The sequence below is a fragment of the Streptomyces sp. MST-110588 genome (assembly GCF_022695595.1).
Classification (GTDB): domain Bacteria; phylum Actinomycetota; class Actinomycetes; order Streptomycetales; family Streptomycetaceae; genus Streptomyces.
Genome location: NZ_CP074380.1, coordinates 299719 through 321434, shown reverse-complemented (window position 1 = coordinate 321434; position 21716 = coordinate 299719). Strand labels below are relative to the sequence as shown.

Genomic DNA, 21716 nt, shown 5'->3' with positions numbered 1-21716 from the left:
ACCTTCCGGTATTTTTTCCGCGGACCGTCCAGACTCTCTCTCCTGTCCCCTCCCAACGTCCCGGCGTTCAGGGCAAATGCGGCAAAAGGGAATCGGGTCGGACGGGAAGGGTGCGCGGGCGGTGGCCGGTCGCGTGACAGATCGCGTTCGCCACGGCCGCGGCCGTACCGACGATGCCGATCTCGCCGATGCCCTTGGAGCCCATCGGGTTGAGGTGGGGGTCCTCCTCCTCCAGCCAGTGGGCCTCGATGTCCCGGACGTCGGCGTTCACGGGCACGTGGTACGAGGCCAGGTCGCGCTCCGCGTAGTCACCGAACTCCGCGTCCATGGTGCTGCCCTCGGTCAGCGCCATGCCCAGGCCCATGGTCATGGCGCCCAGGAACTGGGAGCGGGCGGTGCGCGGATTGAGGATCCGGCCCACGGCGAAGACCCCCAGCAGACGGCTCACCCGGGTCTCACCGGTGGCGGAGTCGACCTGCACCTCGGCGAACTGCGCGCCGAAGGCGTGCCGGGCGTACTCCTGCCCGGCCTTGACGTCCTCGGCGGTGTCCGCGTCCGCCGTCAGGCCGTCGGCGGGAAGCGGAGTGCCGTGTTCCGCCAGCTTCCGGCGCAGCTCCGTGGCCGCCTTGTGGACCGCCCAGCCCCAGGACGCGGTGCCGCTGGAGCCGCCCGCGACCCCGCCGGGGGCAGGTCGCTGCACCCGATGCTCACGCGCACCCGCGCCATCGGCGCGCCCAGGGCGTCCGCGGCGATCTGGGTCAGGACGGTACGGGCGCCGGTGCCGATGTCGGTGGCGTCGACCCGTACGTGGAAGTGGCCGTCCTCCGTGGCGTGGGCCCGGGCCTTCGCGGGTGAGACGATCACCGGATAGGTGGAGGCGGCCACTCCCGTTCCGATGAGCAGCCGTCCCCGCCGGTCGTTCGCGGGCGTGGGATCGCGCCGCTCCCAGCCGAAGCGCCGGGCCCCCTCGCGCAGACACCGCGTGAGCTGCCGGCTGCTGAAGGCCCGGCCGCTGTCCGGCTCGGTCCGTGGCTCGTTGCGCAGCCGCAGCTCCACCGGGTCGATGCCGCACGCCTGGGCGAGTTCGTCGACGGCCGACTCCAGCGCGAACATTCCCGGCGTCTCGCCCGGCGCCCGCATCCAGGACGGCGTGGGCACGTCGAGGCGGGTGACGCGGTGGGTGGTGCGGCTGTGCGGGGAGACGTACATGACACGGCTGGGAGAGGCGGCCTGCTCGACGAATTCCTTGACGGTCGAGGTCTGCGTGGTGACCTCGTGGGCCAGCGCCTGGATGCGCCCCTCACGGTCGGCTCCCAGGCGCAGGCGCTGGAGGGTGGGGGAGCGGTGGCCGGTGACGGCCGGCAGTTGCTGACGCGGCAGCGCCAGCTTCACGGGACGGCCGGTGACACATGAGGCCATGGCCGCCAGGACGACCACCGGCCGCGGGGTGCCCTTGGAACCGAACCCGCCGCCCACATGCGGGGTGACCACCCGCACCTGGCTCGGCGACAGCCCGAACAGCCCGGTCAGCGCCTTGTGGACGGCGGTCGACCCCTGGTTGGAGTCGTAGACGGTCAGCCGGTCCTCCTCCCACACGGCGGTGGTCGCATGCGGCTCCATCGGGTGGTTGTGCAGCGGCGGCACGGTGTAGAGCGCGTCGATACGGACCGGCGCGGCGGCGAAGGCGGCGTCGAAGTCCCCGCGCTCCCGGTCGGCGGGCTGCCCGCCGTTGGCCTCCTGCGGGGCGTACACCCCCGGGTGATCGAGCGTCAGCACAACGTCGTGGGGTTCCTCCTGATAAGTGACGGGCAGCGTCAGGGCCGCGTCCCGCGCCGCCTCCAGGGTCCGGGCCACGACGAGCGCGACGATCTGGCCGCGGTGCGCCACGTGCGGCGACTGCAGGACCATCAGCGTCGCGTCGTCCCCCTCCTTCAAAGGCGGCGCGTTCTCGTGGCTGAGCACGGCCACCACGTCCGGGTCGGCCAGTACCGCCTCGGCGCCCACGGAGGTGACCCCCGCGCGCGATGCCGGCCGGGACCGGCCAGGCGTACAGCATGCCCTGCGGCAGGTGGTCGCAGGCGTAACGCGCTGCGCCGGTGACCTTCTCACCGGCCTCCAGACGGGCGACGGGCGAGCCCAGCGCGGCGGAGGGAGGAAGGGAGGAGCTGGTGTTCATCACTGATCCCTCGCGTCGGGTGCGGCAAGATCCGTCAGCACGGCGACGGCCAGCCGCCTCGCCAACGGCACCTTGAAGGCGTTCTCGCTCAGCGGGCGCGCGGCGAGCAGCTCGGCCTCGGCGGCACGCACGAAACTCTCCTCGGTGGCCGGCGCGCCCAGCAGCTCCTCCTCCGCGCTCTCCGCCCGCCACGGCTTGGCCGCCAGCCCGCCGAACGCCAGCCGTACGTGCTCCACCCGCCCCTGGCGTACGCGCAGCTCCGCGGCGACGGAGGCGAGCGCGAAGGCGTAGGAGGCCCGGTCGCGGACCTTGCGGTAGGCCGAACGGGCACCGGGCACCGGGGAGGGCAGCTCGACACCGGTGATCAGCTCACCGTGCCGCAGCACGGTGTCCCGCTCGGGCGCGTCCCCCGGCAGCCGGTGCAGCTCGGTCAGCGGCAGCGACCGGGACCCGCCGGCCGCCGTGCAGTGGACCTGCGCGTCCAGCGCGGCCAGCGCCACGGCCATGTCGGAAGGGTGGGTGGCGATACAGTGCTCCGACGCGCCGAGCACCGCCAGATCGCGGTGGACACCCGTACGCGCGGGGCAGCCCGAGCCCGGCCGCCGCTTGTTGCAGGGCTTGGCGACGTCCTGGAAGTACAGGCAGCGGGTGCGCTGGAGCAGGTTCCCGCCGGTGGTGGCCATGTTGCGCAACTGCTCGGACGCCCCGGCCAGCAGCGCCTGGGAGAGCACCGGATAACCGGCCCGTACGGCGGGGTGCGCGGCCAGCGCGCTGTTGCGTACCGTGGCGCCGATCAGCAGCCCGCCGGTCTCGGTACGGGTCACCTCATCCAGCGGCAGCCGGCTGACGTCGACCAGGAACGCGGGCGTCTCCACCCCCAGCTTCATCAGGTCGACCAGGTTCGTACCCCCGCCCAGGAAGGCGGCTCCCGGCTCGTCGGTCAGCATCGCCGCGGCCGTGAAGGCGTCGTTGGGCACCTCGTAGCGGAAGGGTTTCATCGCGCCACCTCCTGTACGGCGTCGACGATGTGCGCGTACGCTCCGCAGCGGCACAGGTTGCCGCTCATCCGCTCCCGTACCTCCGCCGCGGTCAGCTCCACCGGACCGTCCGGCACCCCCGGCGGGGATGCGGCACTGGGCCGCCCCGCCCGTGCCTCGGCGATCACCGCCACACCGGAGCAGAGCTGGCCGGGCGTGCAAAAGCCGCACTGGAAGGCGTCGTGGTCGACGAACGCCTGCTGGAGCGGGTGCGGCCGGTCGCCGTCCGCCAGTCCCTCGACGGTGGTGACGCGCGCCCCGGCGACCGACACCGCCAGCACCAGACACGAATTGACCCGGCGCGGCGCCCCCGCCTGACCACCGTCCCCGTGCCTCCCGCCTTCCCCTGCTGTTTCTCCCCTCCGCCGGTCGTCCAGCAGGACGGTGCAGGCCCCGCACTGCCCGTGGTCGCACCCCTTCTTGGCGCCGGTCAGCCCGGCGTGCTCGCGCAGCAGGTCCAGCAGCGTGGTGCGGTGGTCGAGGACGGCGGAGAACAGCTCGCCGTTGATCCGCAGGGACAGCGCGGTACTCGTATTCACGTCGCCGGTTCCTTCCGGTGGGCCGGGACCGCGGCATACCGCGGCACAGCCCTTCGGGCTAACCTGGGACGGCCACCACTAAACCTGCCGCCGGCAAACCCACCGGTACGGCCCCACCACCCGACGCGGGCCTCCCACCGCTCCCACGGAGCCCACCCCGGGCCGCCGCCCGTCAGGGCTGGTACTCGTACCCGATCGTGAACCGGGGCGGCAGACACCACTCCCCGTACTCGATGACCCCCTCCGCATCCGACCACCTGTGGGCACCGGCCAGCACCGGCGAGCCGACCGGCAGCGCGAGGGCACCGGCCTCGCGGGCGTCGGCGGGGCGCGCGTGCAGGTCGTCACGGGCGTGGGTGACCGTGCGGCCGGTCGCCTCCAGAACCCGGGCCGAAAGTCCGTGATTGCGACCCGGAGCGGTGTTCAGCAGATCCGGAACCAGCGCGGCGAACGGAGCCGGATACCAGGTCACCGCGAACACCGTCCTGGTCCTGCCCCGCCCGGCCAGCCACTCGCGCCGCACCACCTGATCCCCGGCCGCCAGATCGAAGATCTCCGCCACGTACAGCGGCGGCACGATCAGCTCGGCCGCCGTCACCCGGCTCGTCTCCCCCTCCGCCAGGAACGACTTCACCCGCTGAACCCTGGCCAGCCGGTCCCGCGCCGACAGGGTCCAGCGAGGATCGTCGGCGACGTAGGTGCCGCGCGGGTGGTACGGATGAAGTTCTCCACCTGGAGAGCCTGCAAGGCCCGCGAAACGGTGGCGGCTGCCACCTGCCACTGGCCGGCGATCTCCCGGTTGGTCGGCAGCTTGGTGCCGGGTGCCAGCTCCCCCGACAGAATGCGCTCGCGGAAGTGATCCGCGACCTTCGTGAACGTCTTGGGGCTGGGCATGGGGCCTGCCCTTCCATAGAGTTGACGACCCGTCACCGAGAGTACGCTAGTGCACTGCGAACCGTAGCGGTAGCGCTTCGGCCACTCGAATACTGAACTGGAGCACCGGCCTGTCAAGGGGTCGGCCATGTGTCGTTCGAAGGTGGCGATGAGCAGTGACGGAACCGATCAGATACTCGACCCCGCCGGTCGATCTCCCGCTGCGCCTGGACGTGGAGCCGACACCGGTCGAAGGCTGTGCGGGGTGCGCCGAACTGGACAAGGTGCGCGACCGGGCCCGCGCGGTAGGTGACATGACCACCGTCAGCGACTGCAACGTCTACATGCGACGCCACCCGGAGGGACACCAGTGAGTCCCCTGTGGCCGGCCCCTACGAAGACTCGGGTTCCGTCGGCCACTGTGCTCTCACGCGCCGAGTCGGCTGTGCCTCGTTCCGGGCGCCTGAGAATCGAGGACGGCGGCGACGGCCTCGATCTCGACGAGCTGGTCGGCGTAGCCGAGGACGGTGACGCCCATCAAGGTGCTGGGGACGTCGTGGTCGCCGAAGGCGTCGCGGACCACCTGCCAGGCGGTCACCAGGTCCGTCCGGCACGTGGACGCGACGAGGACCCGGGTGCTGATGACGTCTTCCAGCGAGGCGCCCGAGGCGGCGAGCGCGGTGCGCATGTTGTCGACGGCTTTCGCCGCCTGGCCCGCGTAGTCACCGACCGCGGCCGTGGAACCGTCCTTGTTCAGCGGGCAGGCCCCGGCGAGGAAGATGAGCCGTGAGTCGGCGGGTGCCGTGGCCGCGTAGGCGTACTCGGCGATGTCGGACAGGGAGTCGGAGCGGATCAGGGTGACGGCACGAGTCACGGTCGCTCGGGTCCTTTCGCGTCGGGCGTGGAAGCGCGGAAGTGCGGAAGTGCGGAAGTGCGGTCATCCTGCCAAGTCGGTTCCGGCTTCCGCCTCCTGTTTTCGGGCCCGGGCGTCCCTTTGACGTCCGACCAGGAGGGGATCGATGCCGAAGACGCGGAAGATGCCGAAGGCGCCGAAGAGGTGGGGGAACACGGGCTGTCAGCGGCGGAGGTAGGCCAGGACGGCCAGGACCCGGCGGTGGTCGGTGTCGCGGGTGTGCAGGCCCAGCTTGTCGAAGATGTTGCCGATGTGCTTGGCCACCGCTGCCTGGCTGACCACCAGCGTGCCGGCGATGGCGGAGTTGGAGCGCCCCTCCGCCATCAGCTCCAGCACCTCCGTCTCACGGGGCGTCAGTTCCTGAACGCGGGACCGCCCGCGGCGGCTGCGCAGCAGTTTCCGTACGATCTCCGGGTCGATGACGGTCTCCCCGCCGGCCACCCGCCGTACCGCGTCGAGGAACTCCAGCACATCGCCCACCCGGTCCTTGAGCAGATAGCCGACCCCCGCGCTGCCGCACTCCAGCAGCTCCGCGGCGTAGTCCGCCTCCAGATACTGCGAGAGCACCAGCACCGCCAGGTCCGGGAACTCCGCGCGCAGGGCGAGTGCGGCGCGCAGCCCCTCGTCCCGGAAGCCGGGCGGCAGCCGGACGTCGACCACCGCGATGCCGGGGCGGTGCTCGCGCACCGCGGCCAGGAGCGAGGGCCCGTTGTCGACCGCCGCGCTCACCTGGTGGCCGAACTTCTCCAGGATCTGCACGAGGCCCTCGCGCAACAGGGCGGAATCCTCCGCGATCACGATTCGCATGGAATCTCCACATGCAACAGGGTCGGCCCGCCGGCCGGGCTCGACAGATGAACGGTGCCCTCGAAAGCGGCGACCCGGTCGGCCAGCCCCAGCAGCCCGCTGCCCGACTCGGCGTCGGCGCCGCCCACCCCGTCGTCGTACACCTCCAGCACCAGCCGCGCACCCCGCCGCCGCAGCGACAGCCGGGCCGTGGCCGCGCCGCTGTGCTTGGCGACGTTGGCCAGCGCCTCGCAGGCCACGAAGTATGTCGCGGCCTCCACCGCCTCCGAGGGCCGCTCGGGCAGGTCCACGTCCAGCTCCACCGGTACGGCGGAGTCCTCCGCCAGGCGCGTGAGCGCCGCGGGCAGGCCCCGGTCGGTGAGCACCGACGGGTAGATGCCGTGCACCAGGTCACGCAGTTCGGTCAGGGTGGTACGGGCCTCCCGGTACGCCGTTTCCAGCAGTTCGCGCGCCGCCGGCGGGGCGTCCGGCAGTTCCAGGCGGGCCAGGCCCAGCGTCATGATGAGGCCGGTGAGCCGCTGCTGCGCCCCGTCGTGCAGATCGCGTTCGATACGGCGCCGTTCGGCGTCGTACGCGCCCAGGATGCGGGCCCGCGACCGCACCAACTGCCCGATGCGCCGGTCCGGCCCGCCACCGTCCCCGTCCTCGGCGCGACCCCGGGTCAGCACACTCGCGGCCAGTCGGGCGCGGGCCGCGGCATACCGGGTGAGCACCCAGGAGAACAGGGCCAGCAGGACGGCACCACAGAGCGTCAGTGCCACGGCTTGTACGTCCGAGGTGGCACGGAAGACCGCGGTGCGCAGTTCGCCGTCCGGGGCCAGGCGGCGCAGTACGGGGCGGCGAGCAGCGCGGCGGACAGCGACAGCCCGCCGATGACCAGGACGAAGTCGGCGAAGGACAGCAGACAGTGGAACACGGCGTAGGCCAGTTCCCACCACGTCGCCGGCTCGGTCAGCCGGCGCCGGGCCCAGGCGAACGGCCCGCCGGTCACCGGTGTGTGCGGTGAGGGGACGGGCGTACCGGTGAACCACCGCAGGCGGGCCCGCTCGACCGCGCCCACCGCGATCCCCGACAGGGCTGCCAGGGCGAGCAGGGGGAGGCCGACGAGCAGCAGGGCGGTCGCCAGTCCCACCGTGGCGGCGAGCGCGGCGACGATCAGCCAGACCTGGCCGATGGGGAAGCCGCCGGCCAGATATCCGGCCGAGCGTCCCAGCCGCGCGGCCGGGCCCCGTACTCGTGCGACTGCTGTCGCGGCCCGCCGCCGGGCCCGTACGGCCGTCGCCGCCGCCCGCTCCCGTACGGCCCTCGCCGGCGCGCGCCCTGGCACCCGTCCCCCCACCTGCGTCCTCGTCCCGGTCCCCGACGTCCGTTCCGGTCCGGACACCCGGCGCTTCCGTACGGCTGATCAAGAGTAGACCCAGGTCTACCCCGGGTCTCCACCGCGCTCCACCGACGGCGGGCGGTGCGCGCCGTTGACTTGGGCCATGACATCGATACGCCCGCAACGGCCTCATGACGACTCGGGATACGGGCGAGGGTCCGCGTCCGCGTCCGCACCCGTGCCCGGTCCCGGTTCCGGGGCCGGTCCCGGAACCGGACCGGGGGACGGCGGCCATGCCGTACGGCTGCGCTCGGTGGGCAAGGTGCACGGCAGAGGGCCGGGCGCGGTCGTCGCCCTCCACGAGATCAGCCATGATTTCCGCCGCGGCACCTTCACCGCCGTCACCGGGCCTTCGGGCTCCGGAAAGTCGACTTTGATGCACTGCGCGGCCGGCCTGGAACGGCCCACCCGGGGAGTGTGGAGCTGGCCGGCCATGCGCTGGCCGGCCTGTCCGAGCGGCAGTTGACCCTGCTGCGGCGGGACCACGTCGGATTCGTCTTCCAGGACTTCCACCTCCTGCCCGCCCTGACCGTCACCGCCAACGTGACCCTTCCGCTACGGCTCGCCGGGCGCCGGCCCGACGCCCGCCGGCTGACGCGCCTGCTGGACCGGGTCGGGCTCTCGGACCGGCGCGGCCACCGGCCGGCCGAGCTGTCGGGCGGCCAGCGGCAGCGGGTCGCGCTGGCCCGCGCGCTGATCACCGGGCCCGATGTGGTCTTCGCCGACGAGCCGACCGGCGCGCTGGACCGGGCCGGTGGCCAGAACGTACTGGCCCTGCTGCGTGGCGCCGTGGACGAACTGGGGACGACGGTGGTGATGGTGACGCACGATCCGCACGCGGCGCGGTGGGCCGATGACGTGCTGGTGCTCGCCGACGGGCGGTTGGCGGACCGGCTGACCGGGCGCGAGGTCTCGGCGGAGCGGATCGCGGCCTGCACGGCGGGGGTGACGTCGTGACCGTCCGATCGAGTACGCCGACGCGCGGTATCCGTGCGCGGGCCGGCCGGTACGGTGGCGCGTCGGTGGCCACCGCCATGGGGGCGGCCCTGCTCACCGTACTGATCACGGTCTTGGACCGGGTCCACCGGGCCGGGCCGGGGCACGGGCCGGAGAAGACGGTGCAGGCGCTGCTCGGCCTGGTCGGCGGCACCTCCGGCCTGGCGACGCTGCTGCTGGTCGCCAACACCCTGTCCCTGGTGGTGCAGCAGCGCCGCCGGGAGATCGGGACGCTGCGTCTGATCGGGGCGACACCCGGGCAGATACGCACCCGGCTCGTCACCGGGGCCGCGGTGGCCGGTGCGCTGGGCGGCCTGGTGGGGGCCGCGGCCGGAAGCGCCGTGGCGGGACCGGTCCTCGGGTGGCTGATCCGCAACGAGGTGCTGCCGTACGGGCCCACGGCGGGCTTCTCCCCGCTCGGCTTCGTACTGGGGGCGGGGTGTGTGGTGGCCGTCTCGGTGCCGGCCGCGCTGGCGGCGGTGCGCGGACCGCTGCGGGTACCGGCCGTCGCCGCCCTGCGGGAGGCCACGGTGGAGCGCCGCGCGCTGCCGCCGGGGCGCGCGGTGGCGGGGCGGTGACGCTCGCCCTCGGCTGGGCCGCCTGGAGCCGGTACGGGCACCGGAGCGGCCCCGCAGCCGCCGTGAACGGTGCTCTGGCGCTGGGGCTGTTGCTCCTGGCCGGCATCTGGCTGCTCTCCCCGGCGCTCGTGCGGCCGTTGGGCGCGGTGTGCGCGCTGCCGGGCCGGCTGCTGTCCCGCTGCTCGGGCGGCCTCGCCGCCGCGAACGGTGCCGGCGCCGTACGGCGGGTCGCGGCCATGGCGGGTCCGGTCCTGTTCGCGGCGGGCGTGAGCGCGCTGCTGCTGTGCGGCAACGCGGCCTCGCAGGCGGTCTCGCACGCGGCCTCGCAGGCGGTCGCGCGGACGGCGGCTGACGCGCCCGCGCACGGCCGGACGTCTGCGCGCGGTCATGTGTCCGCGTACGGCCGGGTGCCGGTGTACGCCCATACGTCCGCGTACGGTCAAGTCTCCGCGTACGGCCCGGCGCGGACGGGTGCCGGCGCTCCGCCGCCCGGGGCGCGGCGTGCTGCCGACCCCGTGAAGCAACGGGAGCGCAACGCGGTCGGCATGCGGGTCCTGATGGTGCCGCTGGCCCTCTTCTCGGGCGCCGGGATCCTCAACACCGTGGTCGTCGCCACGCGCCGGCGACGACCGGAGTTCGCGGCCCTCCGGCTGGCGGGCGCCACCCGCGGGCAACTGCTGCGGATGCTCGGCTGGGAGTCGCTGACCGTGGTGCTCGTCGGGCTGGTCCTGGCCGGCGCCGTGGCCGCCGGCTGTCTCACCGGGCTGGCCGGGCGGCTGTCGGCGCCGGCCGGTGGCGGGTACCCCGGCAGCCTGTGGGACGTGCTGCCGTGGCTGTCACTGGCGAAGGTGGTGGCGGGCTGTGCCGGGCTGGGGCTGCTGGGCGTGCTGGTGCCGGGGTTCTCGTCCTGCGCACCCGCGCCGTACGGGCGGCGCGGGAGGACGGCTGACCGGGGTGACGGCACGGCTGTCACGGGGCGGCCACCCGTCACCTGCGTACGTCGACGCGGGCGTCGAGGTCGGTGCACAAGGCGGACAGCCGGGCCTTGAAGGAGTCGACGATGTGGGTTGCGGTCTCCTTGGTGACGAGGGATGAGGAGTAGAGCAGTTCTCCTTCGATGCCGCCCGGGCCGTTGCCGGGGTCGCGCAGCTCACGGAACTGGAAGAGGAGGTCCAGTTCGGTGTGGGCCAGAGGCATCGGGCGGATACGGACGCTCGGACCGTCCGGCCAGGTCTCCTCGCCGGCGGCCGGGTCCAGGTGGAGATACGTCACGGCGGTCTGGAAGACCGGGTGCCGCCGGGAGGAGCGGGGCGGGTTGAGCAGCTCCACCACCCGGTCGAAGGGGAAGTCCTGGTGGTCGTGGGCGGCCAGGAGACGGTCGCGTACCCGGCCGATCAGTTCGCGGTAGGTGGGTTCGCCCGAGGTGTCGGTGCGCAGCACCACCATGTTGACCACGCAGCCGATGAGACCGTCCAGCGCCGCTTCGTCGCGACCGCTCAGGGGCAGGCCGATGGGCAGGTCACGGCCCGCTCCCGCGTCGCCGAGCGCGGCTGCGAGGGCGGCGTGCACCACCATGTACGTGCTCGCGGCGCACTCCCGCGCGCTCGCCGCGACCCTGGCGTGGGTGTCCGGGTCCAGGACGACGGACAGGGTGTCCGCCGGTCCGCGGTCGGCAGCGAGGGCCGGGGTGGGGTCGAGGGCCGGGGGGGGCGCCGTCGTCCGGCAGTTCCGGGTCCCGTGGCAGCGCCGGGTCCTGCGGCAGGCCGGCGAGTGCCTCCTGCCAGTAGCGGGCGTGCCCGGCCGCCCGGCTGTCCGGGTCGTCCTGCGCGCCCAGGCGGTCGCGCATCCACAGTGTGTAGTCGGCGTACTGGACCGCCGGGGCGGGCCAGCGGGGCCGTTCGCCCGCGGCCCGTGCCAGGTAGGCGGTGCGCAGGTCCTGGCGCAGCGGAGCGAGGGAATGTCCGTCGAAGGCGATGTGGTGGAGGACGAACTGCAGGACGTGCCGGTCGGGCCCGAAGCGGAACAGCCGTACCCGCAGGGGGAGTTCGGTCGCCAGGTCGAAGCCCTGTGAGAGGCCGGCCGCCAGTGCTTCGTCCAGTTCGGCTTCCGGCACCTCGATTGTACGGATGTCCGGGCGTGCCCGGTCCGGCGGCAGGATGCGCTGCTCGGGCCCGCCCGGTCCGTACGGGAGGACGGTACGCAGCACCTCGTGGCGCTCGACGAGGTCCCCGACGGCCGCGCACAGCGCCGGGACGTCCAGCGCGCCGTGGAACTCGACGGGCAGTGAGGTCACGTAGTCCGGCCGGTGGTCCCCGAGGTAGTTGACCGTCCACAGGCGCTTCTGGGCGGGGGAGAGGGGGATGACCGCCGGGCGGGGGCCGGGAGTCCACCGCGGGCCGGCCGGTGCCGCGGCCTGCTCGTCGCGCGCGCCCTGCGTCCGCTGTTCAGCCCGTTGTTCCATCCGCCGTTCCATCCGCTGTTCCAGGGACCGCACCGTGGGTGCCTCGAACAGATCCCGTACCGACACCTCGCCGCCCAGTTCGGCGCGGATCCGGCCGGTGACCCGGACGGCGGAGAGCGAATTGCCGCCGAGCGCGAAGAAGTTGTCCTCGACGCCCACGTCGGGCACGCCGAGCACATCTGCGAGCAGCGCGGCCAGCACCTGCTGGCGGGGCGTACGGGCCGGGCCCCGGCCGCCGTTCCCCCGGGCTCCGGAGCGGGCAGCGCGGCGGTGTCGACCTTCCCGTTGCGGGTCAGCGGCAGCGCGTCCAGCGTGATCAGCGTGGCGGGCACCATATGGGCGGGCAGCTTCGCGGCCAGCCCGGCGCGCAGTTCGCCGGTGTCCAGTGGGCCGTCGGGCACCACGTACCCGATGAGCGCCTTGCCCGAGGGGCCGGTTCCGCGCGCGACCACGGCGGCTACGCCCACACCGGGCTCGCGGCTCAGCGCCGCCTCGATCTCCCCGGGCTCGATCCGGAAACCGTTGACCTTGAGCTGGCGGTCCGTGCGGCCCAGGAAGTGCAGCCGCCCGGCCGAGTCCCAGCGGCCCAGGTCTCCCGTACGGTACATCCGGCTGCCCGGCGGGCCGTACGGGTCCGCGACGAAACGTTCCGCGGTCCGGCCGGGCCCGCCGAGGTAGCCCTGGGCCGTGCCGCCGCCGGCGAGGTGGATCTCGCCGGGCACGCCCGGGGGTACGGGCCGCAGCGCCGGGTCCAGCAGCAGGACGCGGGTGCCGGGGGCCGGTCCGCCGACGGGCAGGGGCCGCGGGTCCTGCGCAGGCCCGGCGGGGACCTCGTACCCCGCCGCGTACGCGGTGGTCTCCACGGGACCGTAGAGGTTGAACACCCGCAGTCCCGGCGCGGCCCGGCGGGCGCGCCGTACCGCGGCCGGCGGCAGGACGTCCCCGCCGGCGGCCACGGCACGCAGCCCGCGCAGCGCCTGGGGACACTCCTGCGCGATCACGTCGAACAGCCCCGCGGTCAGCAGCGCGGACGTCACCCCGCCCGCCTCGATCACCCGGCGGTAGTCCGCGGGCTCCAGGTCACCCGCGGGTGCCACGACGGACCGCCGCCCGGTGAGCAACGGCATCCACACCTCGAACAGGCCCATGTCCCAGGCGTGCGGGCTGTGGAAGAGCACCCGCTCGTGCTCCGGCCCCCGCCACAGGGGGTCCAGCGCCCGCGTCAGGATGTTCCCGTGCGTCAGCGCCACCCCCTTGGGCAGGCCGGAGGAGCCGGAAGTGAAGATCACGCAGGCGGTCAGGGACGGTGGCACCCGCGTGCCCGGGCCCTTCGCGGGCTCGGCGCGGGCGGCGCGTTCGGCGGCGGGGAGATCGTCGAGCGTCAGCTCCGTACCGGTGTGCCGCAGGATCCACTGACGGCGCTCCGGCGGGAGGCCCGGGTGCAGCGGGACGCAGACGGCACCGAGCTTGGCCAGCGCCAAGTAGGCGACCGCCACCTCGGGCGAGCGCTCGGACTCCACCGCCACCGGCGTACCGAATCCGGCGCCGCCGCGGGCCAGGTGCCGGGCCAGCCTGTTGGCGCGGGCGTCGAGTTCGCCATACGTGATCTCCTGCCCCTGCGACCACAGGGCCACCCGGCCGGGGTGCCGGGCCACGACCGCTTCGAAGGCGGCGGGGAGGGAGAAAGGGTGCTCAGGGGCGTCCTGGTTCCGTACGGCCGGGTCGGGGTCCGGGCCGGTGCCCCAACCGAGCACGGTACGGCGGTGTTCGGCGGACAAGAGGGACAGCCGCCCCGCCGTACCTGCGCCCTGGTTCCCTGGTCCCTGGTTCCCTGTGCGCTGCTCCTCCGTGTCACCGTCGGTCGTGTCGCCGGCAGTCGTGTTGCCGGCAGTCGTGTTGCCATCGGTCGTGTCGCCGTCGGCCGTCTCGCCGCCGCCCGTCCCGTCGTCCGCCGCGGCGAGCGCCGCACAGCAGGCCAGCAGCAGTTCACCCAGCTCGGCGGCGTCACCAGGCCAGGACAGCGCGCCCTCGCGCAGCCGCAGCCGGAAGACGAGCCGGTTCTCGCGTGGCAGGACGGCGAGCGAGAGCGGGTAATGGGTGCCGTCGTGCACCTCCACGGACTCCACCCGCACCCCGGCCGCCGGCACGCTGAACCCCGCGGCGTCCAGGGGGTAGTTCTCGAAGGCCAGCGCGGTGTCGAAGAGCCGGCCCGCGCCCACGGCCTCCTCGATGTCGCTCAGCCCCAGGTGCTGGTGGTCCAGCAGCTCCGCGCGCTCGCTCTGTACGCGCGTTACGAGGTCGCCCAGCCGCTCCCCGGGGTCGATACGCACCCGTAGCGGCACGGTGTTGACGAAGAGACCCACCAGGTCGGCGGCCCCCTGGAGCTCGGCGGGGCGACCGGCGACGGTGACGCCGAAGACCACGTCCGCGCGCCCGGTCAGATGGGCCAGCAGCAGCGCCCAGGCCGTCTCGACCATCGAGTTGAGCGTGACGCCCCATTGTGCGGCCCGGCGCGTCAGCCGGTGTGTCAGGTCCTCGGGGAGGGCGAAGACGTACGGTTCGCCCGGCTCGTCGCGGGGCCCGTCCGGTGCGCCGTCTTCCGCCGGGGCCTCCCCGGCCCGGTCCTCGCGCGTCCCACCACCGACGTGGGTCGGCTCGGCCCCTCCAGCGCCGCCCGCCAGGCCGTACGCGCGGCCTCCTGGTCACGTCCCGCCAGCCACCGCAGAGCGTCCTCATGGGCGGGGGCGGGTGCCAGGGACTTCCCTTCGTACAGCGCGAAGAGCTCGCGCAGCGCGATCGGCACCGACCAGCCGTCCAGCAGCAGGTGGTGGTGGGTGAAGACCAGTCGCCAGTGGCGCCGCGCCGTACGGATCAGGGTGAACCGCAGCAACGGCGGGGTGTGCGGGTCGAAGCGCCGCCGGTCCTCCCGCGCCAGTCGCCGTACGGCCGTCGTGCGGTCGGCATCGGGCAGGCCGGTGAGGTCGGCCGTACGCCAGGGGACCGTCACCTCGCGCGGCACGAGGAGGGCCGGGTGCTCCAGCCCGTCGGTGACGAAGCCACCGCCCAGGTGCGGGTGGCGCGCGAGGAGAGCGCGTACGGCGTCGTGCAGCCGGGCCGGCTCGATGTCACCGGTCAGGTCCAGGGCGAGCTGGACCACGTACGGATCGTGCCGCCCGGGACCGTCGCCGGGGCCGTCCGGACCGTCGGCGGGGCCGTCCGGACCGTCGGCGGCGGGCCCGTCGTACAGGGTGTGGAAGAGCAGGCCCGCCTGCAGCGGCGTGACCGGCAGCAGGTCGGCCAGGGCGCCGTACTCCTCCTCCAGCGCCTCGATACGGGCCTGACCGACGTGCACGAGCGGGAAGTCCGAAGGGGTACGGGCGCCGCCGGACGGCCCGGTGTGGTGGGTGACGAACGCGCCCAGCACCGTCCGCCAGGACTCGGCCAGTTCGGTGACGGCCGCGCCGTCGAGCACCTCCCGGGGCCAGGTCCACACCACCCGCATCCGCGGTCCGTCCGGGCCGCGTTCGACGAAGGCGTCGACCGACAGCGTGTGCGCGAGCGGCAGCGCCGGATCCGCCTCGCCGCGGAAGCTGCCCGGCAGCGGCTCCCACTCGCCCGCCCCCTGGGTGTCGAAGCGCCCCAGGTAGTTGAACGCGATGGGCGCGTGGACGTCGGGCAGCCGCTGCCCCCGGTAGCGCAGCAGACCGTGGCCCGCGCCCTGGCCGGGCACCGCCCGCAGGTGCTCCTTGATCCGCTTGGCGGCGGCGGCCAGGCCGTCACCGTGGTCGCGCATGGCGTCCCAGTCCGGCACCCGCGCGTCCAGCAGGACCGGGTGGAGCACGGTGAACCAGCCGACGGTCCGCGACACGTCCAGGCCGCCGTCCAGGTCGTCGCCCGGCGACACGTCACGGCCGTGCCCTTCCAGGTCGACCAGTACGGGCCGGCCGGCCGGGTTGCCGCGCCAGCGGTGCAGCGCGACCGAGAGCGCGGACAGGAGGATGTCGGGGACCGCCGCGTGGAAACGGTTCGGCACGTCGGCCAGCAGCGCCGCGGTCTCCCCCGGCTCCAGGGTGACGCTCAGCGACTCGGAGCTTGCGACGACGTCCCGGGTACGGTCCAGCGCGCGGGTGCCGATCACCCCGCCCGCCCGGTCCAGCAGGCGCTGCCACCAGCCCTGTTCGGCCGCCACCCGTGGGCCGTACGCCGCCGACTCCAGCGCCTGCGCCCAGGTGCGCAGCGGCACCGGTACGGGCGCGAGCGCCGCCGACCCGCCGCGCAGCGCGGCGGTGTGCGCCGCCGCCAGGTCCGGCAGGAGGATGCGCCAGGAGACCCCGTCCACCGCGAAGTGGTGGATGACCAGCAGGAGCAGGGGGTGTTCGCCGTCGAGCCAGATGGCGCGCAGCAGGTTCCCGGCGCGCGGGTCCAGACGGCGCCGCGCGTCCCGGCGCAGCTCGTCCAGGAGGCGCCGCAGGTCCTGCGAACCGTGTGGATCGCCGGAATCGCTGGGGTTGTCGGGGTCGTTGGTGGTCCTCGCGGTGATGCCTTCGCGGGCCAGGGAGACCCGGTGCAGACACGATGCGGCGCGTACGGCGCCGGGCGGCCGGACCTCCAGCCGCCACGGCTCGCCGGCCTCGCCGATGAGCCGCATCCGTAGTGCGTCGTGGTGGTCCAGCACCTGCTGAAGGGCCGCGCGCAGCGACTCGTCGGTGACCGTCGGGGGCAGCCGGCACACGACGGACTGGGCGAACCCCTCCACCGGCCCGCCGAGCGAGGCGAGCCACTCCATGATCGGCGTGGTAGGCAGGGTGCCCAGCGGCTGGTGGGCGGGCGGCGCGGCGGGCGCGGAGGCGGTGGGCACCGCGCGGTCCGCGACCCGTGCGAGCGCCCGGACGCTCTGGTGGGTGAAGACGTCCTTGGGGCTGATCAGGAGACCGGCGGCGCGGGCCCGGGTCACCAGTTGGATGGCGAGGATGCTGTCGCCCCCGAGACGGAAGAAGTTCTCCTCGCGATCGATCCGGTCGCGGCCGAGGACCGAGCGGAACAGGGCGTCGAGCAGTTCCGCGGAGGCGGAGGCGGAGGCGGACGTGGGGGCCGAGGCGGACACGGAGGCGGAGCCCGTGGTCTCCGCCGAGTCCAGCGGGTCCGTCGCCCGCGCCGCCTCCGCGGCCGTCCCGTCGTGCCCGGCCGTCCCGCCCTGCGCGGCCGGCAGGTCCAGGTTCAGGTTCAGCCGGCGCTCCTCGTCCGCGTCCAGGATGTCCAGGGCCTCGAACGGCAGGTCCGGATCGGACAGCGCGCCCTCCAGCAGCCGCCCCAGCGCACGTACGATCAGCTCCGCAGTCGGCCGCTCGAAGGAGTCCGCGCTGTATTCCAGTACGCCCTCGATGCCGTGGTCCGCCCGCTCGGTGAAGTCGAAGAGCAGCGCGAACTTGGCCATGGAGCGGGGCGGCTGGAACGCGGTGGCCTCCAGGCCCGGCAGCCGCAGCTCGGCCTGACGGCCCGTGTGCATGCTGATCATCACCTGGAAGAGCGGATGACGGCCCAGCTCACGCGGCGGATTGACCGCCTCGACGACCCGTTCGAACGGAACGCGCTGATGCGCGAAGGCCGTGATGTCGGTGTGCCGGACCCGGTCCAGGACGGCCGAGAAGCCGGGATTCCCGGACAGGTCGGTCCGCAGCACGAGCGTATGGGTGAAGAAGCCGACCAGCTCCTCCAGCGCCGCCTCGTCACGGCCCGCCGCCACCGTGCCCAGCGGGATGTCGGTGCCCGCCCCGAGCCTGCTGAGCAGACAGGCCACGGCGGCGTGCAGCACCATGAAGACGGTGGCGCCGCGGGACATCGCCAACTCGGCGGCCCGCGCGCCCAGTTCGGGGCTCCAGGTGAAGGGGACGGCGTCGCCGGGATGTGCTGCGGTCCGTGGGCGGCGGTGGTCCGCCGGCAGCCGCAGCTCGTCGGGGGCCCCGCGCAGCGCCGTACGCCAATGGGCCAGTTCGGCGGCGAGCAGGCTCCCGGGGTCCTCCTCGCGGCCCAGGACGCGCCGCTGCCAGAGCGTGAAGTCCGCGTACTGCACCGGCAGCGGCGGCCACCCGGGGGCGCGGCCGGCGCGGCGCGCGGCGTAGGCGGTGGCCAGGTCACGGGTCAGCGGGTGCAGCGAGTGTTCGTCGGCCGCGATGTGGTGCACGACGATCAGCAGCACATGGGAGTCGGGAGCGAGGGTGAACAGCGTGGCGCGCCACGGCTGCTGCCGGGTCAGGTCCAGCTCCCGCCGGAACTCCCGCGCCAGCGCGGCGTGCAGCGCGACCTCACCGGCTTGGCCTGCCTCGCCCGCCGGGCCGGCCTCGTCGGTTCCGGCGGCCCCGGCGACCCCGTCGGTCCCGCCGATCTCCAGCGTGGTCAGGGGGACGTCGGGGTCCTCCAGGACGCGCTGCCAGGGCTCGCCGTCGGTGCCGGGGAAGACCGTGCGCAGGCTTTCGTGGCGGCGCTGCACATCGGCCAGCGCGGCGCGCAGCGCGGCCACGTCCAGCGGCCCGTCCAGCCGGGCCGCAAGCGGGATGTGGTACGTCGGTCCCTGGCCGCCCAGTTGGTGCAGGAACCACAGGCTGCGCTGGGCGTACGAGGCCGGGACGCGGTCGGGCCGGGGCACCGGGACCAGCCGGGTGCCCTGCGGCGCCACCGTACCGCCATCGGTACCGCCGTCGATCACGGCCGCGAGCCCCGCCACGGTCGAGGACCGGAAGACGTCACGGATCGTCGGGGCGGCGGGGAGCGTGGCACGGATCCGGGTCAGGAGGCTGTTGGCCAGCAGGGAGTTGCCGCCCAGGACGAAAAAGCTCTCCTCGGTGCCGAAGTCCGTCACCCCCAGCACCTCGGCGAACAGCGCGTGCAACGCGGTCTCCGTCGCACCGCGCGGCTCCCGGCCACCGCCGCCTGTCCCGCCCGCCCCGCCGCTTCCCGGCCGGAACGCGCGCAGTCTGCGCTCGTCCAGCTTGCCGTTGGCGGTCAGGGGGAAGGCGGGGACCGGGATGAAGTCCGCGGGCACCATGTGCGCGGGCAGCACCTCGGCCGCCCGCTGCGCCGCCTGCTCGGCCGCCGGGCCGTCCGCGACCACATAGGCGGTCAGGCGCCGGTCACCCGGCGCGTACTCGGTGATCAGCACGGCGGCGTCGGTGACGCCGGGCAGTTCGGCGAGCCGGGCCTCGACCTCACCGGGCTCTATGCGGTACCCGCGGATCTTCACCTGCCGGTCCGCGCGCCCCAGGTACTCCAGGGTTCCGTCCGCCCGGCGGCGGGCCAGGTCCCCGCTGCGGTACATACGGGTGCCCACCGGGCCGAAGGGGTCGGCGACGAACCGCTCGGCGGTCAGCGCCGGGCGGTGCAGATAGCCCAGCGCGACGCCCGCCCCGGACACGTACATCTCACCCGGAAGACCGTCCGGCACCGGGCGCAGCGCCGCGTCCAGGAGATGTACCCGCAGGTCGGGCAGCGGCCTTCCGATGACGCTGCCGCCCTCCGCCGCCGTCGAGGCGTCCAGGGGACCGTCGGTGACATGCACGGTGGTCTCGGTGATGCCGTACATGTTCACCAAGTACGGTGCGTCGTCGGCGTGCCGCGCGTACCAGCCCGCCAGCCGCCGCGGTTCCAGCGCCTCCCCGCCGAAGATCACATAGCGCAGCGCGAGCCGGGCGCCCGCGTCCGGCCGGCACCGGGCGTCGGCCCCGGCGAGCTGCTGGAAGGCGGAGGGGGTCTGACTGAGAACCGTCACCCGCTCCGTGACCAGCAGCTCCCGGAACTCCTCCGGCGAGCGGGCCACGTCCTCGGGCACCACGACCAGCCTGCCGCCGTGCAGCAGGGCGCCCCACATCTCCCACACCGAGAAGTCGAACGCGTGGGAGTGGAAGAGCGTCCAGATGTCGGCGCGGCCGAAGCCGAACCGCCGGGTGGTACCGGTGATCAGCCGGGTGACGTTGCGGTGGGTCACCACCACGCCCTTGGGCCGGCCGGTCGACCCGGACGTGTAGATGACGTAGGCGGGGTCGGCGGGGGCCGGACCACCGTCGGGGGGTGTGACCCCGGCGGCCGGACGCTCGTCGGTCTCTTGCGTCTCCTCCTTGTCCACCAGCAGTACGGGCAGCTCGGGCGCCGTCCGCGCGGTGTCCCTGTCCGGGCCGGTGACCAGCAGTGCGGGCCGGGCGTCGGCGAGCATCGCGGCCAGGCGGTCGGCGGGATAGCCGGGATCCAGCGGTACGTAGGCGGCGCCGGCCTTGAGCACGGCGAGGAGCGCGACGACCAGATCGGCCGAGCGCGGCAGTGCGACGGCGACCAGGTCCCCGCGCCGCACTCCGCGGCCGGCGATCCGGTGGGCCAGCCGCTCCGACCGCTCGTCCAGTTCGGCGTACGTCAGCCGTCGCGCGCCCGCGACCACGGCGACCGAACCAGGGACCGCCGCAGCCTGCCGTGCGAAGAGCCCGACGATGGTGGCCGGGGCGTGCTCCGGTCCGGACGCAGGACGCGGTTGTGGTGCGGTTTCTGGCTTCGGCGCGTACGTATCGGTACGGGGAGCCGGAGACCGTACGGTCCCGGCATCCGCCCGCGCCGTACCTGTATCCGTACCCGTACGCGTCCCCGCGCCGGCCCCCGCCTGCCCGCCGTCCAGCCGCAGCCTCCCGACCGCCGTGCCCTCCGCCGCCCGGGCCACGGCCGACACCGCGCGCAGCACCCGCTCCACCTGGCCCCGCGCGTCCGCCTCCGCATAGCGGCTGCCGCCCGCGTCGGCGTCCACCCTCAGGTCGGGCTCGCCGTTGTGGTAGACCCCGAGGGAAAAGCCGTCGGTGAGGCCGGGCGAGACCACGTGCACGGTGGCCCGCAGCCCGGCGAAGTCCAGGTCCTGGTCCAGGGACAACAGGTTGAGCGTGGGCCCCAGGAGCCGTCGGCCGTCCCCGACCGCCGAGGCGTCCCTGAGCATGTCCTCCAGGCGGTAGCGCTGGTGGCGCAGGACCGTACGGGTCGCGGACGCGGCGGCGTGCACCAACTCCTCCACCGGAGCCGCCGGATCGACGTCCAGGCGCAGCGGAACGATGTCCGCGGCCGTCCCCAGGCAGCCGCGGGCGATCCGGCCGGTTCGGGCCGGTACCGACAGGCCCACGGTGATGTCGGACCGGCCGGTGTCGGCGTGCAGCGCCACCGCCACCCCGGCGGTGAACAGGGCGGACCAGGGCTCGTCGAGTGCCTTGGCCCGTTCCCGTACCCGGTCCCAGTGCTCCCGCGGCAGCCGCGCACCGACGCGCAGATGACCTCGGGCGTCGGCCGGGACGGGCCCCGCAGCGAACTGCGGCGCGTCCGCGGCCCCGGCGAGCCGCTCCGCCCAGAACGCGGCATCGTCGCGGAACCGTGCGGACCCGCGGTAGCGCTGGTCCTCGGTGACCAGCGTCTCCAGCCGGTCGAAGACCTCGTCCCGGGACGGGACCGGCTCGCCCGCGCACAGCGCGGTGTACGCCGCGGCCACCCGCCGGATGAGCGCGGCGACGGCCATCCCGTCGCACACGATGTGGTGCATCTTCAGGCACCACAGATGGTCCGCCGCCCCGACCTTGATCAGGTAGTGGTCGAAGACGGGAGCCACCGCCAGGTCGTACGGAACCGCGAACTCCTCGGCGATGAACTGCCGGGCCCGCTCCCACGGGTCCGCGCAGCCGCTGAAGTCCTCCCGCCGCAGCGGCCGTTCGGGGGGCGGCGCCAGGACCTGCTCGACCCCGCCGGGCACCCGCTCGAACCGTACGCGCAAGGTCTCGCTGCCCGCCAGGACCGTCCGCAGGGCGCGCTCGAACCGGCCCTCGTCGACCGCGCCGTGGAGGTGCACGTACTGCCCCACGTTGTAACGCAGTCCCGTCGGGTCGAGTTCCTGTCCGAACCAGATGCCCGTCTGCGCCGCCGTCAGCGGCCACCGCTCCTCGGCCAT

13 protein-coding genes and 3 pseudogenes are annotated in these 21716 nt (G+C 74.1%); 4 read left to right on the top strand and 12 right to left on the bottom strand.

Going from position 1 to position 21716, the window contains the following annotated elements; all coding sequences use genetic code 11:
- Positions 1-67: 67 nt before the first annotated feature.
- The 4 genes and pseudogenes from KGS77_RS01435 to KGS77_RS01420 all read right to left on the bottom strand — a co-directional run bounded on the left by KGS77_RS01435 (position 68) and on the right by KGS77_RS01420 (position 4646).
- A pseudogene (locus KGS77_RS01435) lies at positions 68-2176 on the bottom strand (xanthine dehydrogenase family protein molybdopterin-binding subunit).
- Positions 2176-3174 carry a xanthine dehydrogenase family protein subunit M gene (locus KGS77_RS01430; RefSeq protein ID WP_277994170.1) on the bottom strand — a complete coding sequence of 333 codons (999 nt, stop codon included), beginning with the start codon at positions 3172-3174 and terminating at the stop codon, positions 2176-2178. The pseudogene KGS77_RS01435 and the gene KGS77_RS01430 overlap by 1 nt, the downstream one beginning before the upstream one ends.
- Complete coding sequence (locus KGS77_RS01425) at positions 3171-3752, bottom strand: 2Fe-2S iron-sulfur cluster-binding protein (RefSeq protein WP_242578297.1); 582 nt, start codon at positions 3750-3752, stop codon at positions 3171-3173. Before KGS77_RS01425 ends, KGS77_RS01430 begins: the two co-directional genes overlap by 4 nt.
- Positions 3753-3924: 172 nt before the next feature.
- Positions 3925-4646: pseudogene (locus KGS77_RS01420) on the bottom strand (GntR family transcriptional regulator).
- Between the two features lie 155 nt (positions 4647-4801).
- Here KGS77_RS01420 and KGS77_RS01415 point away from each other — a divergent pair.
- Positions 4802-4999, top strand: a complete 198-nt coding sequence (locus tag KGS77_RS01415; protein WP_242578296.1) for a hypothetical protein — start codon at positions 4802-4804, stop codon at positions 4997-4999.
- Positions 5000-5052: 53 nt separating this feature from the next.
- Here the strand turns inward: KGS77_RS01415 and KGS77_RS01410 are convergent, their stop codons facing one another.
- The 4 genes from KGS77_RS01410 to KGS77_RS01395 all read right to left on the bottom strand — a co-directional run bounded on the left by KGS77_RS01410 (position 5053) and on the right by KGS77_RS01395 (position 7672).
- A complete protein-coding gene (locus KGS77_RS01410) occupies positions 5053-5499 on the bottom strand; it encodes a Rid family hydrolase (RefSeq protein ID WP_242578295.1) in 447 nt (148 codons plus the stop codon).
- A 201-nt stretch (positions 5500-5700) separates the two neighbouring features.
- Positions 5701-6345 carry a response regulator transcription factor gene (locus KGS77_RS01405; protein WP_242578294.1) on the bottom strand — a complete coding sequence of 215 codons (645 nt, stop codon included), beginning with the start codon at positions 6343-6345 and terminating at the stop codon, positions 5701-5703.
- Complete coding sequence (locus tag KGS77_RS01400) at positions 6333-7106, bottom strand: histidine kinase (RefSeq protein ID WP_242578293.1); 774 nt, start codon at positions 7104-7106, stop codon at positions 6333-6335. Before KGS77_RS01400 ends, KGS77_RS01405 begins: the two co-directional genes overlap by 13 nt.
- A complete protein-coding gene (locus KGS77_RS01395) occupies positions 7097-7672 on the bottom strand; it encodes a sensor domain-containing protein (RefSeq protein ID WP_242578292.1) in 576 nt (191 codons plus the stop codon). The genes KGS77_RS01400 and KGS77_RS01395 overlap by 10 nt, the downstream gene beginning before the upstream one ends.
- A gap of 232 nt (positions 7673-7904) precedes the next feature.
- On the opposite strand from KGS77_RS01395, the pseudogene KGS77_RS01390 reads away from it, so the two are divergent.
- From KGS77_RS01390 to KGS77_RS01380, 3 genes and pseudogenes are all read left to right on the top strand, one after another.
- Positions 7905-8683, top strand: a pseudogene (locus tag KGS77_RS01390) (ABC transporter ATP-binding protein).
- Positions 8680-9300, top strand: a complete 621-nt coding sequence (locus KGS77_RS01385) for an ABC transporter permease (RefSeq protein ID WP_242578291.1) — start codon at positions 8680-8682, stop codon at positions 9298-9300. Before KGS77_RS01390 ends, KGS77_RS01385 begins: the two are co-directional and overlap by 4 nt.
- Positions 9297-10349 carry an FtsX-like permease family protein gene (locus KGS77_RS01380; protein ID WP_242578290.1) on the top strand — a complete coding sequence of 351 codons (1053 nt, stop codon included), beginning with the start codon at positions 9297-9299 and terminating at the stop codon, positions 10347-10349. Before KGS77_RS01385 ends, KGS77_RS01380 begins: the two co-directional genes overlap by 4 nt.
- On the opposite strand, the gene KGS77_RS34520 is transcribed toward KGS77_RS01380, so the two are convergent.
- The 4 genes from KGS77_RS34520 to KGS77_RS01365 are packed head-to-tail and all read right to left on the bottom strand — an operon-like array spanning position 10288 to position 21716.
- The gene (locus tag KGS77_RS34520) at positions 10288-10938 is read right to left on the bottom strand and encodes a condensation domain-containing protein (RefSeq protein WP_277994307.1); all 651 of its coding nucleotides are present in this window, start codon (positions 10936-10938) and stop codon (positions 10288-10290) included. The genes KGS77_RS01380 and KGS77_RS34520 overlap by 62 nt on opposite strands.
- Entirely contained in the window at positions 10820-11635 is an 816-nt protein-coding gene (locus KGS77_RS34515; RefSeq protein WP_277994306.1) for a condensation domain-containing protein, read from the bottom strand. Before KGS77_RS34515 ends, KGS77_RS34520 begins: the two co-directional genes overlap by 119 nt.
- Positions 11590-14280, bottom strand: coding sequence for an amino acid adenylation domain-containing protein (locus KGS77_RS34510; RefSeq protein WP_277994305.1), 2691 nt, complete (start codon positions 14278-14280; stop codon positions 11590-11592). The genes KGS77_RS34515 and KGS77_RS34510 overlap by 46 nt, the downstream gene beginning before the upstream one ends.
- Positions 14281-14288: 8 nt before the next feature.
- Positions 14289-21716, bottom strand: a complete 7428-nt coding sequence (locus KGS77_RS01365) for a non-ribosomal peptide synthetase (protein WP_277994169.1) — start codon at positions 21714-21716, stop codon at positions 14289-14291.

Coding starts and splice junctions, on each gene's coding strand:
- KGS77_RS01405 (WP_242578294.1), bottom strand. CDS start 6,345: ATGCGAATCGTGATCGCGGAGGATTCCGCCCTGTTGCGCGAGGGCCTC.
- KGS77_RS01430 (WP_277994170.1), bottom strand. CDS start 3,174: ATGAAACCCTTCCGCTACGAGGTGCCCAACGACGCCTTCACGGCCGCG.
- KGS77_RS01365 (WP_277994169.1), bottom strand. CDS start 21,716: ATGGCCGAGGAGCGGTGGCCGCTGACGGCGGCGCAGACGGGCATCTGG.